We start from the raw sequence: 14,835 nt of genomic DNA on the forward strand, positions 1-14,835 counted from the left end.
TCCGGCCGGGTTGTCGGGGTGACGTCCTAGCATGAGCCGGTGCCGACCACATTCACCCCCGGCCCGGTGCGGGTCCGGGTGCCCGCGACCAGCGCCAACCTGGGCCCCGGCTTCGACGCGCTCGGGCTGGCCCTCGGCCGCCACGACGACGTCACGGCCGAGGTGACAGACGGCGGCGTACGGGTGTCGGTCACCGGGGAGGGCGCCGGCGAGCTGCCGTCGGACGAGCGGCACCTGATCGTCACCGCCATGCGGGCCACCTTCGACGCGCTCGGTGCGCAGCCGGCCGGCCTGGCGCTGGAGTGCGTCAACCGCATCCCGCAGGCCCGAGGGCTCGGCTCGTCGTCGGCGGCGATCGTGGCCGGGGTGCTGGCGGCCCGTGCGCTGGTGGCCGACGGCGACCGGCGGATGGACGACGACGCCGCGCTGCGACTGGCGGCCGAGCTGGAGGGGCACCCGGACAACGTCGCTCCCTGTCTGCTCGGCGGCTTCACCATCGCCTGGACCGAACCGGGCGGTGCGCGGGCGGTCTCGCTGCCGGTGGCGCCGGCCGTGCGCCCGACCGTGTTCGTGCCCGCCGAGCGCGGCCTGACCTCGGTGGCCCGGGCGGCGCTGCCCGCCACCGTGCCGCACGCCGACGCGGCGTCGAACGCGGGCCGGGCGGCCCTGCTGGTGCACGCGCTGACCGCTGATCCCGCGCTGCTGCTGCCGGCCACCGTCGACCGGCTGCACCAGGAGCAGCGGGCACCGGGGATGCCCGCCACGGCGGCGCTCGTCGGTGAGCTGCGTGCGGCGGGTGTGGCGGCTGTGGTCAGTGGGGCGGGGCCGACGGTGCTGGCGCTCTCCGAGGTCCCGGCGGGATTCCAGGCGGGAACAGATTGGCGCCGGTGGGAGTTGCCGATAGATGTCAGCGGTGCCCGGGTCATCCGGGGTAGACTTTGACACGCCGAGCGGGGCCCTGTTGCCGCAGGTCGGACGAGGCGATTACGCTCTAGACCTAGCACAGCCGCGAAGCATGCGATCTTCCTGCGGTTCGGCGCACCCCCGAAGCTCTCGGCGGTAGCCCGTCACCCCTGCTCAAGGCCCACGCCGCACCGCAGTTTCCACAGGTCGCCGCAGACGGCGAGACCTGCTCACCGATGGTGGTGAGTTGGGAAACCACCGGCTGCTGTGTCACAGACTCCCGCGACGCGTCCATGCGAGGCGGGTGCACCGAGGCCGCCCGGCCACCTGGTTCCACGACTCCGGGCAGCCCCGGCCTATCGAGGGAAGGAATCCATTGAGCGACACCACCGACGTGACGTCGGATGTTTCCAACGTCGCTGGCGATGCCACCACCGCCGCCCCCACGCGCCGCCGGCGGAGCGGCACCGGTCTGTCGGCGATGCTGCTGCCGGAGCTGCAGAGCCTGGCCGCGTCGCTCGGCATCTCTGGTACCGCTCGCATGCGCAAGGGCGAGCTGATCAGTGCCATCACCGAGCGGCAGCAGGGCGGCGCGGCCGGAACCCCTCGACCGCGAGCCGAGGTGGCGGCTGCGTCCGCTCCCGCCCGTGAGGAGGTGCACGCGGAGGTCCGTGAGGAGCGGGCCGAGGCACGCCCCGCCGAGCAGGCGCCGGCCGCCGAGGTGACCGAGGGTCGTACCCGTGGTCGCCGCAGCCGGGCCGCCGCCGCGACCACCGAGGCGCGACCGGCCGAGGCGCCGGCGACCGAGGCGCGTCCGGCCGAGACGACGCGCGCCGAGGAGGCGCCCGCCGAGACCGGTGAGCGCGCCGAGCGTGGCGGTGACCGGGCCGAGCGCGGTGAGCGCAACGAGGGCCGGGGCCGTGAGCGCGGCGAGCGCGGCGGTGACCGGGCCGAGCGTGGCGGCGAGCGGGCCGACCGTGGCGAGCGCGGCGGTGATCGGGCCGAGCGCGGTGAGCGCAACGACCGTGGTGACCGTGCCGAGCGTGGTGACCGTGCCGAGCGTGGCGACCGGGCCGAGCGTGGCGACCGCAACGAGCGGGGCGAGCGCGCCGAGCGCAACGACCGGAACGAGCGCGGTGACCGGGGCGGCGACCGCAACGACCGGGGTGACCGCAACGACCGTGGTCAGCGCGCCGAGCGGGACAACGACGGCGACGACGACGGCGAGGGCGGCGGCCGGCGGGGCCGGCGCAGCCGGTTCCGGGACCGTCGTCGCGGCCGCGGCGAGCGGGGCGAAGGCGAGAGCGGTGGCGGTCGCGAGCCGCAGGTCGGCGAGGACGACGTGCTCGTCCCGGTCGCCGGCATCATCGACGTGCTCGACAACTACGCCTTCGTCCGGACCACCGGCTACCTGGCCGGCCCGAACGACGTGTACGTCTCGATGTCCCAGATCAAGAAGTACGGCCTGCGCCGCGGTGACGCGATCACCGGCGCCGTGCGGGCCGCACGGGACGGCGAGCAGCGGCGCGACAAGTACAACCCGCTGGTCCGGCTGGACACCATCAACGGGATGGAGCCGGACGAGGCGAAGCGCCGGCCGGAGTTCTACAAGCTCACGCCGCTCTACCCGCAGGAGCGCCTGCGGCTGGAGACCGAGCCGCACATCCTCACCACCCGGGTGATCGACCTGGTCATGCCGATCGGCAAGGGCCAGCGGGCGCTCATCGTGTCGCCGCCGAAGGCCGGTAAGACGATGGTGCTGCAGGCGATCGCGAACGCGATCACCCGCAACAACCCGGAGTGCCACCTGATGGTGGTGCTGGTCGACGAGCGGCCGGAAGAGGTCACCGACATGCAGCGGTCGGTGAAGGGCGAGGTCATCGCGGCCACGTTCGACCGTCCGCCGCAGGACCACACCACGGTGGCGGAGCTGGCGATCGAGCGGGCGAAGCGCCTGGTCGAGCTGGGCCACGACGTGGTCGTGCTGCTCGACTCGGTGACCCGGCTCGGGCGGTCGTACAACCTGGCGGCACCGGCCAGCGGCCGGATCATGTCGGGTGGTATCGACTCCACCGCGCTCTACCCGCCCAAGCGCTTCCTCGGCGCGGCGCGCAACATCGAGAACGGCGGTTCGCTGACCATTCTCGCCACCGCGCTGGTGGAGACCGGGTCCATGGCGGACACGGTCATCTTCGAGGAGTTCAAGGGCACGGGTAACGCCGAGCTGAAGCTGGACCGGAAGATCGCCGACAAGCGGGTCTTCCCGGCGATCGACATCAACCCCTCCGGCACCCGCAAGGAGGAGGTCCTGCTCGCGCCGGAGGAGCTGGCGATCATCCACAAGCTCCGCAAGGTGCTGCACTCGCTGGACTCGCAGGCGGCGCTCGACCTCCTGCTGGACCGGCTCAAGCAGTCCCGCACCAACATCGAGTTCCTGATGCAGATCGCGAAGTCCACTCCGGGCGAGTGAGCTGACGGATCCGACGAACGAGGGGCACGGCCGCATCGGCCGTGCCCCTCGTCGCGTACCGGGTCGGAGGTCGTGAAGTTTTTCTACGGTTAAGCCGCTAGGTATTGAAACTTCTGTTCATCGTCGGGTTGACTGTCGTCCATGCGAACCCGCAGTCGACCCGCCCGCCTCGCCGGCGTCCTGCTGCTGACGCCGTTGCTGACCCTCACCGCGCCGGCACCGTCCGCCGCCACTGCAGCGCCGTCGGCCGTCGCGCCGCCGGGCACCGCCGCCGAGGACGCGCCACGCGCCTCGTCCCGCCCCGACTCCGCCGTCGCGCTGGCCGGTGTGGAACCGGCCGGCGGCCTGGAGACCGCCAAGACCACCCGGCCGGTCGCGCCCGGCCTCGACCTGACCTCCTTCGACAGGTACGACGCGGCCGGCTGGCTGCGCGCCGACGCCCTCACCGCCGACCTGGCCGGCGGGCTGACAGTCGACTACGTGAACTCCGGCGAGGTCACCAAGGACGAGCCGCTGCGCGCCGCGGTGGACCGGTCCCGTGCCGTCGCGGCGGTGAACGGCGACTTCTTCGACATCAACAACTCCGGAGCCGCCCAGGGCGTCGGCGTCCGCTCCGGCGAACTGGTGCAGTCGCCAGTCGCCGGGCACCCCAACGCCGTCGGGATCAGCGCCCAGGGCATCGGCCGGGTCGTCCAGGTCGGCTTCGAGGGCACCGCGACGCTGCCCGCCGGGCCGGTGCCGCTCACCCAGTTCAACAACATGGTGCAGCGCGACGGCGTCGGAGTGTTCACGCCGCTCTGGGGCTCGTACACCCGCAAGCGGGCCGTGGAGGGCGCGGCCCGGACGGTCGAGGTGACGCTGACCGGCGGCCGGGTGGCGAGCGTCGCCACCACGGCGGGCGAGGGGCCGATCCCGGCTGGCAGCACCGTGCTGCTCGGCCGCGAGGCCGGCGCCGACGCGCTCGCCGCGCTGCGTCCCGGCGACGCGGTGGACCTGACCTGGCGGCCGCGTGCCTCCGACGGCGGTGACCTGCGCGCCGCCGTGGGCGGCGGCAACGTGCTGGTCCGCGACGGCGTGGTGCAGAGCATCGCCGACGCGTCGCTGGCCCCGCGGACCGCTGTCGGCTTCTCCGCCGACGGCCGCAAGATGATCATGCTGACCGTGGACGGCCGGCAGGTGGACAGCCGGGGCGTCACCCAGACCGAGATGGGCCGCATGATGGCCGAGCTGGGCGCCGCGAACGCGCTCAACCTCGACGGCGGCGGCTCCTCCACGCTGCTCGCCCGGGAGCCGGGCGCGGCCACGGTCCAGGTGGAGAACAGTCCGTCCGACGGCAGCGAGCGGCCGGTGCCCAACGGGCTCGCCGTCTACGCGCCGAAGGGCAGCGGCCGGCTCACCGGCTACTGGCTGGAGACCGCCAGCGACCCGACCGCCGCACCCGGTGTCGCGCCGGTGCGCGGCGGCCGGCCGGACCGGGTCTTCCCCGGCCTCACCCGTCGGCTCACCGCCGCCGGATACGACGAGACGTACGGCCCGGCCGCCGGCGAGCCGCGCTGGCACGCCACCCACGGACGGGTCGACGGCGACGGCGTGTTTCGGGCCGCCGTCCCCGGCCGCAGCACCGTCACCGCCGCCCGCGGCCGCGCCCGGGGCGCGATCGAGCTGACGGTGCTCGGCCCGCTCGCGCGCATCGACGGCACCGTCGACCGGGTCGGCCTGGACCGGGCTGGCGACAGCGGCCTGTTCGGCGTCGTCGGCTACGACGCCGAGGGCAACACCGCGCCGATCGAGCCGGCCGACCTGAGGCTGGAGTACGACAGCGACCTGCTCTCCGTCACCCCCACCGCCGACGGCAACCTGTCCGTCACGGCGCTCGCCGCGACCGGCTCGGCGCTGGTCACCGCGCGGGTCGGCAACCGCACCACGGTCCTGCCGGTGACCGTCGGGCTGACCGACGTGCCGGTGGCCGGGTTCGACGACGCGGCGTCCTGGAAGTTCAGCCAGGCCCGCGCCTCCGGGTCGGTCGCACCGGCCGACGGGCACACCGGGGGCGGGCTGCGGATGTCGTACGACTTCAGCCAGTCCACCGGAACGCGAGCCGCGTACGCCGACCCGCCCGCCTGGATCGACGTACCCGGCCAGCCGCAGGCGTTCGGCATGTGGATCAAGGCGAACGGCACCGGCGAGTGGCCCAGCCTGCACCTCCACGACGCGCAGGACACCCAGTTCGTGCTGCGCGGCCCGTACCTGGACTGGACCGGCTGGAAGTACGTCGAGTTCGCCGTACCGCCGGGCGTGCAGTACCCGGTGCGGGTGCGCCGGTTCTACGTGGCCGAGACCGACCCGGCCGAGCAGTACCGCAGCGAGGTCGTGATCGACGACCTGGTGGCGCGGGTGCCGCCGGACGTGCAGGCGCCGCCGGAGCCGAACCGCACCGACCGGGTGGTGGTGCGTGACGGCACTGTGGACGGCGCGCCCTGGCGCTTCGCGGTGCTCTCCGACGCCCAGTTCGTCGCCGCGAACCCGGACAGCGACCTGGTCGCCCAGGCCCGCCGTACGCTGCGCGAGGTCCGCGCCGCCCGGCCGGACTTCCTGATCATCAACGGTGACTTCGTGGACACCGCCTACCCGGCGGACTTCGCCCTGGCCAAACGCATCCTGGACGAGGAACTGGGCGGCGAGGTGCCGTACCACTACGTGCCCGGCAACCACGAGATCATGGGCGCGCCGATCGACAACTTCCGGAGCGTCTTCGGGGACACCTCGCGCGTCTTCGACCACCGGGGCACCCGTTTCCTCACGCTGAGCACCGCCACCGGCTCGTTGCGCGGCGGCGGGTTCGACCAGGTGGAGCTGCTGCGCCGGACGCTCGATCAGGCCGCCGCCGACCGCTCGGTCGGTTCGGTAGCGGTGTTCTTCCACCACCCGCCGCGCGACCCGAGCCCGGCCAAGGCCAGCCAGCTCGGCGACCGCAAGGAGGCGGCACTGGTCGAGCAGTGGCTGGCCGACTTCCAGCACCGCACCGGCAAGGGCGCGCTGATGGTCAACGGCCACGTCGGCACGTTCCACGCCGACCGGGTGGACGGCGTGCCGTACGTGATCAACGGCAACTCGGGCAAGGACCCGTCCACCCCGGCGGCGCTCGGCGGGTTCACCGGGTGGACCGAGTTCGGGGTGGACCCGGTGACGCCGGGGGAGGCCGAGCGGGCCCGCCGTGACCCGCTGGCCGAGGGACCGCGGTGGGTGAGCGCGGAGATGCACGCGCACGTCGACCGGCTCGCGCTGACCGCACCCGCGCAGGTGTCCCGGCGTACGCCGGCCGACGTCACGGCCACGCTCACCCAGCCCAGCGGCCGGCTGGTGCCGGTCGCCGCGCCGGTCAGCGCCGACTGGTCCGGGTCGCCGAACCTGCACATCGGCGGCGCCGCGGGCGTACGTCCCTGGCACGCCGCCCGATTCGACCCGCTGACCGGAAAACTGACCGCCCTGCGCCCCGGCGCCCAGGTCCAGCTGACTGTGACGGTGAACGGAGTGAAGGCCGAGGCCCAGGTGACCACCACCCCGTAACCCCCGGTCCTGCCCCCGCCCCCCGCCCCGCCCCGGCCTTCGCCCACCTGGCTCTCGCCTCGGTGATCATGAAGTTGACCTGGACAAAAGCGACAGGAAATGCCGCTAACTTCATGATCGCCGGGGCAGATCGGGCCCGGGTCGGCCCGGCGCCCCGGGCAGGTGGGGGAGTGGGTGGGGTGGGGGTGGGAATGCTGACGGGTGGGCCGGCGTTGGGGGTGGCGGACCTCCTGTGCCGGGTGGAAGATGCCCGTGGCAGACTGGTCAATCGGCCACCGGTTCCGGTTCACGCCCGAGCCCGTCGTGACGACGGGGCGCACCGACGGCGACCCGGCGACCACCGACGAAAGGACCGAGGCGACATGAAGCCCAACATCCACCCGGAGTACGTGACCACCGAGGTCCGCTGCTCCTGCGGCAACACGTTCACGACCCGCAGCACCGCCAAGGGCGGCGCCATCAGCGTCGAGACCTGCAGCGCCTGCCACCCGTTCTACACCGGTAAGCAGCGCGTGCTGGACACCGCCGGCCGGGTCGCGAAGTTCCAGCAGAAGTACGCCAAGGTTCAGGCCAAGAAGGCCAAGTAGCTCCGTCGACGACGCCCGTGTCCGGCTCCTGCCGGGCACGGGCGTTCGTCCGTTTGCGCCGGTTTCATCTCCCCCAAGGAGCATCCGCAGCATGAGCAGTGAGCGCCTGGCCGCCCTCCTCGACGAGTACGCCGAGCTGGAGCGGCGGCTGGCCGACCCGGCCATCCACGCCGACCAGGGCGCCGCCCGGCGGGTCGGCCGTCGGTACGCCGAACTGGTCCCGCTGCACAAGGCGGCCGGTGAGCTGGAGCAGGCCCGCGCCGACCTGGCCGCCGCCCGGGAACTGGCCGCCGAGGACGCGACGTTCGCCGTCGAGGCGGACACCATCGCCGCCTCCCTGCCGGCCCTTGAGGAACGGCTCGCGGAACTGCTCATCCCGCGCGACCCGCACGACGCCAAGGACGTGATCGTCGAGATCAAGGCCGGCGAGGGTGGCGAGGAGTCCGCGCTGTTCGCCGGTGACCTGCTGCGGATGTACACCCGGTACGCCGAGCGGCACGGCTGGGTCACCGAGGTGATCGACGCGCAGGACTCCGACCTCGGCGGCGTCAAGGACGTCTCCCTGGCGATCAAGAGCAAGGGCGTCCCGGAGGGCGGCAACGGCGTCTGGTCCCGGCTCAAGTGGGAGGGCGGCGTGCACCGGGTGCAGCGCGTCCCGGTCACCGAGTCGCAGGGGCGGATCCACACCAGCGCCGCCGGCGTGCTGGTGCTGCCCGAGGCGGAGGACGTGGACGTCACCATCGACCCGAACGAGCTGCGCATCGACGTGTTCCGCTCGTCCGGCCCCGGTGGGCAGTCGGTGAACACCACCGACTCGGCGGTACGGATCACCCACGTGCCGACCGGCATCGTGGTCTCCTGCCAGAACGAGAAGTCGCAGTTGCAGAACCGGGAGCAGGCCATGCGCATCCTGCGCGCCCGGCTGCTGGCCGCCGCCCAGGAGCAGGCGGACGCGGCGGCGTCGGACGCCCGCAAGGCGCAGGTCCGGACCGTGGACCGGTCCGAGCGGATCCGCACCTACAACTTCCCGCAGAACCGGATCACCGACCACCGCATCGGCTACACCGCGTACAACCTGGACCTGGCGCTGGCCGGCGAACTGGACGGGGTGCTCGACGCGCTGGCCGAGGCGGACCGCGCGGCCCGGCTGGCCGGCGAGACCGAGCTGTCCCGCCGCTGACCGCCGGGGGTGTTAAGCGGGGGCCCCTCCTCTACCGGAGGCGTTAACAAGGGCCCCCTCCTTACCGCTCAGCTCGCCCGCAACCGCGCCTTGGCGCGCAGCATCTCCCGGTCGGCCAGCTCGAACGCGGCGCCCAGCGCCTCCCGGACGCTCACGGTGGTGCTGCCGTCGACCTCGGCGAAGCCGATCGTCACCCCGACCGGCGTGCCCGGGACCAGGGACTCCCAGTCCTCGGTGCGGACGGCCGCCTCGATCCGGCGGGCCACCTCGACCGCCTCCGGCATGCCGGTGTCGGGCAGCACCACGACGAACTCGTCGCCGCCGTAGCGCGCCACGAAGTCGCCCCGCCGCATCACCCGGTTGATCACCCCGGCGACCCGTTGCAGCACCAGGTCCCCGGAGTGGTGGCCGTGCCGGGTGTTCACCGCCTTGAACCCGTCGAGGTCGCAGACGCCGATCACCACCCGCTCGCCCCGGGACACCACGGCGCCCAGGTAGCGCTCCAGCCGGCGCCGGTTGGGCAGGCCGGTGAGCGGGTCGGTGAGCGCCTCGCCCTCGTACCGGGCCGCCTCGCGGCGCATCTCCTCGTGGTCGATCCGGGCGGCGATGCCGTCGATGTAGACGTCCCGCAGCCGGTCGCTGCGCCGCGCCGCCAGCCGGAACGCGTGCCGGTCGGCCCGGTGCGCGCCCGCATGGTCACCGGCCCGGGCCAGCGCCACGCTGCGCAGCCGGGGTGCCTCGGCCGCGCCGAGCGTCTCGTCGGATACCCGCAGCGAGTCCAGGCGGGTGACCGCCTCGATCGGGCGGCCGGCGGCCACCGCGAGGCAGACCTGACCGAGCTGGCGCAGGTCGCGGGCGCGGGCACTGTCACCGCCGTGGCCGAGCAGCCGGTTCGGGTCGGCGTCCCCGGCGGACTCCACCCGGTCGCCGAGCGCGGCCCGCCGGGCGGCGGCGTAGCCGTACGCGGCCAGGCTGCTCGGGCGCAGGTTGCCGGCACCCCCGCCGCGCAGGAACCGGGCGAGGTCACCGGCGACGTCGCGCAGCACCCGCAGGCAGCCGTCGCTGTCGCCGTTGTGGTCGAGCGCGACCGCGTTGCGCAGCCGGATCCCGGGGGCGGCGAACGTCTCCTCGGGGATGCCGACGCTGAGCCCGACCTCCCGGGCCCGCTCGATCGCGCCGAGCGCGTGGCCGTGGAAGCTCAGGTACGAGTACGCCATCGCCAGGTCGTGCCAGCCCCAGGCGGTGTCCCGGTCGGGCGTGTCGTCGGCGCTGAGCGCGCGGGCGGCCCGGACCAGGTGCATCACGCATCGGTCCAGCGCGCCCTGGTGGTGTGCGGCGAGCGCGGCCAGCGCGTTGAGGTGCCCGTGCAGGTAGGGCTCGGTCAGGTCGCGTACGGCGGCGGAGGCGTCCTCGACGGCCCGGGTGAACTCGGCGGTCCGGCCGAGATTGATCAGCGCGGACAGGCGTTGCACGAGCGCGTCGGCGCGGGCGTACGGGTCGTCGGTGGTGCGGATGACGCGGTCGAGCAGGGCACACGCCTCCGCGGACCGGCTGGCCTCCTGGAGTGACCGAGCGCGTCGGAGAGCGTCAACCTGGTCCTCGACCTGGTCGAGCCAGCCCACTCGCGACCTCCCTGCGGTGTGCGCCCGGACGCACCCGCTCGTGAGGTGGGCCGCGACGCCTCATGATTATTGCGTGACCGCACTCCCGCAACACCCGTCCGAAGGGACAGAACGCGAACGCCCCTCGCTGGTGATCATCCGGGTGGCGCGCGCGCTCGCCGCGGCGGGCGTCGAGGCGCCCCGCGCCGAGGCCGAGCAGCTCGCCGCGTACGTCCTGGACGTGCCGCGTGGCCGGCTGGCGCTCGCCGACGGCTTCACCGCGGCGCAACGTGACCGCCTGGACGCGCTCGTCGGCCGGCGGGTGACCCGCGAGCCGTTGCAGCACCTGCTCGGCTCGGCCGGTTTCCGGCACCTGGAGCTGGCCGTCGGGCCGGGCGTCTTCGTGCCCCGGCCGGAGACCGAGCTGCTGGCCGGGTGGGGGATCGAGCGTGCCCGGGAGCACGCCGCGCCGCTCGTGGTCGACCTGTGCAGCGGTTCCGGCGCGATCGCCCTCGCTGTCGCGCAGGAGGTGCCCGCGGCCCGGGTGGTGGCGGTGGAGCGGTCCCCGGCCGCGCTGGCCTGGCTGCGGCGCAACGCGGCCGGGCGCGCTGCCGCCGGGGACCGGCCGGTCGAGGTGGTGGCCGCCGACGTGACCGATCCGGACCTGCTGGCCGACCTGGCCGGACGGGTCGACGTGCTGCTGTGCAACCCGCCGTACGTGCCGAGGTCGGTAGCGGTGCCGCCGGAGGTGGCCGGGCACGACCCGGACGAGGCGGTGTTCGGCGGCGCGGACGGGCTGGACGTGATCCGTCCGGTGGTCGGCCGGGCCGCCGCGTTGCTGCGTCCGGGCGGGGCGATCGGCATCGAGCACGACGACACGCACGCGGCGGCGGTGCCCGCGCTGCTGCGCGGCGACGGCCGCTACGACCGGGTGGAGGAGCACCGGGACCTGGCCGGGCGGCCCCGCTGGGCGAGCGCGTCCCGGCGGGCGGACGGCACCCACGCCGACCCCGCCCGGGCGTGGCAGACTGACTCCTCGTGATGCTCTACGACTGTCGGTCGCCCGCCGACCGGGACCGCGGCATCGCCGCTGCCATCGAGGCGGTCAAGAACGGGGAACTCGTCGTCCTGCCGACCGACACGGTCTACGGCATCGGGGCGGACGCCTTCACCCCGTACGCGGTGAAGGCCCTGGCGGACACGAAGGGTGGCGCCCGGCAGGCGCCCCCGGTGCTCATCGGTTCCCGGCACACGCTCGACGGCCTGGTCTTCTCGCTGCCCGGCGCGGCCCGCGACCTGGTCGAGGCGTTCTGGCCCGGCGCGCTGACCATCGTGGTGGAGCACTCGCCGAGCCTGGCCTGGGACCTGGGCGACTCCAGCGGCACGGTGGCGGTGCGGATGCCCCTGCACCCGGTCGCGCTGGAGGTGCTGCGGGAGACCGGGCCGATGGCCGTCGCGTCGGCCAACAAGATCGGCCAGCCCGCCGCGCTCACCGCCGAGGAGGCGCGTGACCAGCTCGGCTACGGCGTCCGGGCGTACCTGGAGGCCGGGCCGGCGGTGGACCCGGTGCCGAGCACCATCGTCGACCTGACCGGCGACGTGCCGCGGGTGCTGCGCGAGGGCGCGGTGACGCTGGCGAAGCTGCGCGAGGTCGTGCCGGACATCCTCGACGAGCGGGGGGTCTGAGTGCCGCCCTTCACCGTCCTGCACGTCTGCATGGGCAACATCTGCCGGTCGCCGATGGCCGAGCGGTTGCTGCTGCTCGCGGTCCGGGAGCGGCTGGCCCGCCTCGACGTCGATCCGGCCGGGTCGGACGCGCTCGTGCACAGCCACAGCGCCGGCACCGGCGGCTGGCACGCGGGGGAGGAGATGAACCCGCCCGCCGCCCGGCAGGTGATCTCGCGCGGCGGTGACACCGACGGGTTCGCCGCCCGGCGGCTGCGCTCCGACCTGATCGACGCCGCCGACCTGGTGCTCACCGCCACCGCCGACCAGCAGGAGTACGTGGTGGCGCTGCGGCCGGACGCCGCCGCGCGCACGTTCGTGCTCGGGGAGTTCGGCCGCCTGCTCGGCGCGCTGGACCGGTCCGCCCTGCCGCCGGCCGAGCCGACGCCGGACGCCGTGTACGCGCGCGGCGTCGCCCTCGTCGCGGCCGTCGACGCGGCCCGGCAGAACGCCTCCGCGCTGCCCACCGACGACCTGGACGACCCGTGGGGGCGGGGCGACCAGTGCTTCAGCCGGGTCGCCGACGAGATCGAGGAGACGGTGCAGCCGCTGGCTGCCGTGCTGCTCCCCTGATCGCGGTTCATCCTTCCTCGCGAACTTCCTGCGCATTTCGCGGAAGACGGCGGCGAAAGCGGCCATTCCGGTCATTCTGAACGGGTCCGTACGGCCGGCTCCTGCGGGGAGAGCTGATGAACCGGGCCTATCTCGACAAGCTGTTCACCGTTGTGCTCGCCGGCGTGCTCGCCGGACTGGCCCTGGCCGCAGCCGCGCTGCCGGCCGCGCTGGTCTTCGGGCTGGGCGTGAAGAACCTGATGCCGTACACGGTGCTGCCGGAGGCGCTCAAGACGCCGCAGCCGGCGCAGCGGTCCAACCTGTACGCCAACGACGGGCGGACGCTCATCACCTCGTTCTACGTCGAGGACCGGGTGGACGTGCCGGTCGGCGAGGTGGCGCCGGTGATGCGCGACGCCATCGTGGCCGCCGAGGACGTGCGCTTCTACGAGCACCACGGCGTCGACGTGCGCGGCGTGGCGCGGGCGTTCACGGCCAACCGTCGCGAGGGCACCCGCCAGGGCGCCTCCACGCTGACCATGCAGTACGTGCGCAACGCGCTCGCCGGTGACCCCCGGCTGACCGAGGAGCAGCGCGCCGCCGCCACCGAGATCACCGTCGGGCGCAAGATCCGCGAGATGCGGTACGCGCTGACGCTGGAACGGCAGATCGGCAAGGACGAGATCCTCGGGCGCTACCTGAACATCGCGTACTTCGGCGCCGGGGCGTACGGCATCGCCGCCGCCAGCAAGCGCTACTTCTCCACCACCCCGGAGCGGCTCACGCTGGCCCAGGCCGCGCTGCTCGCCGGGCTGGTCCGGTCCCCGGCCGACGACCCGATCAACGGCGACGCCGACGCGGCCCGGCAGCGGCGGGCGTACGTGCTGGACCGGATGGTGGAGTCCGGCCGGGTCAGCGCGGCCGACGCCGAGGCGGCGAAGGCAACGGAGCTGGCCCTCAAGCCCAACACCACACCGAACGACTGCGCCGCGGTGCCCGCCGACCACAACGACTGGGGCTTCTTCTGCGACTGGTTCACCCAGTGGTGGAACGCCCAGCCGGCGTTCGGCGAGAACGTCGACGAGCGGCAGCGGACGCTGCGCCGCGGCGGCTGGAAGATCGTGTCCTCGCTCGACCCGGACGTGCAGGCCAAGGCGAGCGAGCAGGTGCGGGAGATCTACCCGGAGACGATCGCGCGGGCGGCGCCGACCGCCGTGGTGCAGCCGGGCACCGGCCGGGTGCTGGCCATGGCGGTGAACCGCACCTACGGCACGACCGCCAACCCGGACGGGCAGCAGAACTACCCGAACACGGTCAACCAGCTGGTGGCCGGTGGTGGCGGCATCACCGGCTATCAGGCGGGCTCCACGTTCAAGCTGTTCGCCCTGCTGGCCGCGCTGGAGTCCGGGCTGCCGCTGGACACCGAGTTCGACGCGCCGCGCGTCTACGTGACGCAGTACCCGGTCGGCGCCGGCCCGGCGAGCTGCGGCGGCCGGTGGTGCCCGGCGAACGCCAACACCTACTGGATGGACGGCGACCGGGACATGTGGGACGCGTTCGGCCGGTCGGTGAACACGTACTTCGCGTGGCTGACCGAGCGCGTCGGCGCGGACCGGGTGGTCGAGATGGCCCAGCGGCTGGGCATCGTCTTCCGTGCCCCGGCGGACGCCCGGATGGCCCGCGAGGGAGCCAAGAGCTGGGGACCGTTCACGCTCGGGGTCTCCGCCACCACACCGCTGGACCTGGCCGGCGCGTACGCCGCGGTGGCCGCCGAGGGCACCTGGTGCCGGCCCACGCCGGTCACCTCGATCACCGATCCGGGCGGCCGGACGGTGCCGGCCGGGAACACCGACTGCCGGCAGGTGCTCGACACCGAGGTGGCCCGCGCGGCGGCCGACGCCAGTCGCTGCCCGGTCGGCGACCAGTCGATGTACCGGCGCTGCGACGGCGGCACCGCCGAGGAACTGGCCCCTGGTCTGCGCCGGCCGGTGGCGGGCAAGACCGGCAGCTCGGAGCGGAACGCCACCGAGACGGTCGTCGCGTTCACCCCGCAGCTGTCGGTGGCGACGATCGCCGCGAACCCGGACGACCCCCGGGACGCGGTCGGCGGCGGCGTGCAGAAGCGGCAGATCGCCGCCGTGGGCCGCATCCTCGCGTGGTCGCTGCGCGACGAGCCGGTACGCGACTTCGTCCCGCCCGGCCAGGCGGTGGCCTTCCAGCACACCAGCCCGCGCACCGGTAACTGAGAGA

General features: G+C 74.0%; 10 protein-coding genes. 9 read left to right on the top strand and 1 reads right to left on the bottom strand.

The genetic code is table 11. From position 1 onward, the window contains the following. Positions 1 to 39: 39 nt before the first annotated feature. From thrB to prfA, 5 genes are all read left to right on the top strand, one after another. Positions 40 to 942, top strand: a complete 903-nt coding sequence (gene thrB, locus BFV98_RS24565) for a homoserine kinase (protein WP_013475352.1) — start codon at positions 40 to 42, stop codon at positions 940 to 942. Between the two features lie 337 nt (positions 943 to 1,279). Continuing rightward, positions 1,280 to 3,373, top strand: coding sequence for a transcription termination factor Rho (rho, locus tag BFV98_RS24570; protein ID WP_013475353.1), 2,094 nt, complete (start codon positions 1,280 to 1,282; stop codon positions 3,371 to 3,373). A 141-nt stretch (positions 3,374 to 3,514) separates the two neighbouring features. Next, positions 3,515 to 6,940, top strand: a complete 3,426-nt coding sequence (locus BFV98_RS24575; RefSeq protein WP_071097916.1) for a phosphodiester glycosidase family protein — start codon at positions 3,515 to 3,517, stop codon at positions 6,938 to 6,940. A gap of 362 nt (positions 6,941 to 7,302) precedes the next feature. Beyond that, the gene (rpmE, locus tag BFV98_RS24580; RefSeq protein ID WP_013288272.1) at positions 7,303 to 7,527 is read left to right on the top strand and encodes a 50S ribosomal protein L31; all 225 of its coding nucleotides are present in this window, start codon (positions 7,303 to 7,305) and stop codon (positions 7,525 to 7,527) included. Positions 7,528 to 7,618: 91 nt separating this feature from the next. Then, positions 7,619 to 8,707 (top strand): peptide chain release factor 1, encoded by a 1,089-nt coding sequence (prfA, locus tag BFV98_RS24585; protein ID WP_030271787.1) that lies wholly within the window; start codon positions 7,619 to 7,621, stop codon positions 8,705 to 8,707. Positions 8,708 to 8,775: 68 nt separating this feature from the next. Here the strand turns inward: prfA and BFV98_RS24590 are convergent, their stop codons facing one another. After that, complete coding sequence (locus BFV98_RS24590) at positions 8,776 to 10,329, bottom strand: GGDEF domain-containing protein (protein ID WP_013288270.1); 1,554 nt, start codon at positions 10,327 to 10,329, stop codon at positions 8,776 to 8,778. A gap of 130 nt (positions 10,330 to 10,459) precedes the next feature. Between BFV98_RS24590 and prmC the strand changes: the two genes are divergently transcribed. The 4 genes from prmC to BFV98_RS24610 all read left to right on the top strand — a co-directional run bounded on the left by prmC (position 10,460) and on the right by BFV98_RS24610 (position 14,831). Then, positions 10,460 to 11,350 carry a peptide chain release factor N(5)-glutamine methyltransferase gene (gene prmC / locus BFV98_RS24595; RefSeq protein WP_071097918.1) on the top strand — a complete coding sequence of 297 codons (891 nt, stop codon included), beginning with the start codon at positions 10,460 to 10,462 and terminating at the stop codon, positions 11,348 to 11,350. After that, entirely contained in the window at positions 11,350 to 11,994 is a 645-nt protein-coding gene (locus BFV98_RS24600) for an L-threonylcarbamoyladenylate synthase (RefSeq protein ID WP_013288268.1), read from the top strand. The genes prmC and BFV98_RS24600 overlap by 1 nt, the downstream gene beginning before the upstream one ends. Next, positions 11,995 to 12,606: a low molecular weight phosphotyrosine protein phosphatase gene (locus BFV98_RS24605; protein WP_013475356.1), complete on the top strand. Its 612-nt coding sequence runs from the start codon at positions 11,995 to 11,997 to the stop codon at positions 12,604 to 12,606. Between the two features lie 116 nt (positions 12,607 to 12,722). Further along, positions 12,723 to 14,831, top strand: a complete 2,109-nt coding sequence (locus BFV98_RS24610; RefSeq protein WP_071097919.1) for a transglycosylase domain-containing protein — start codon at positions 12,723 to 12,725, stop codon at positions 14,829 to 14,831. Positions 14,832 to 14,835 lie beyond the last annotated feature (4 nt).

The organism is Micromonospora sp. WMMB235 (genome assembly GCF_001855515.1).
Taxonomy (GTDB): Bacteria; Actinomycetota; Actinomycetes; order Mycobacteriales; family Micromonosporaceae; genus Micromonospora; species Micromonospora aurantiaca.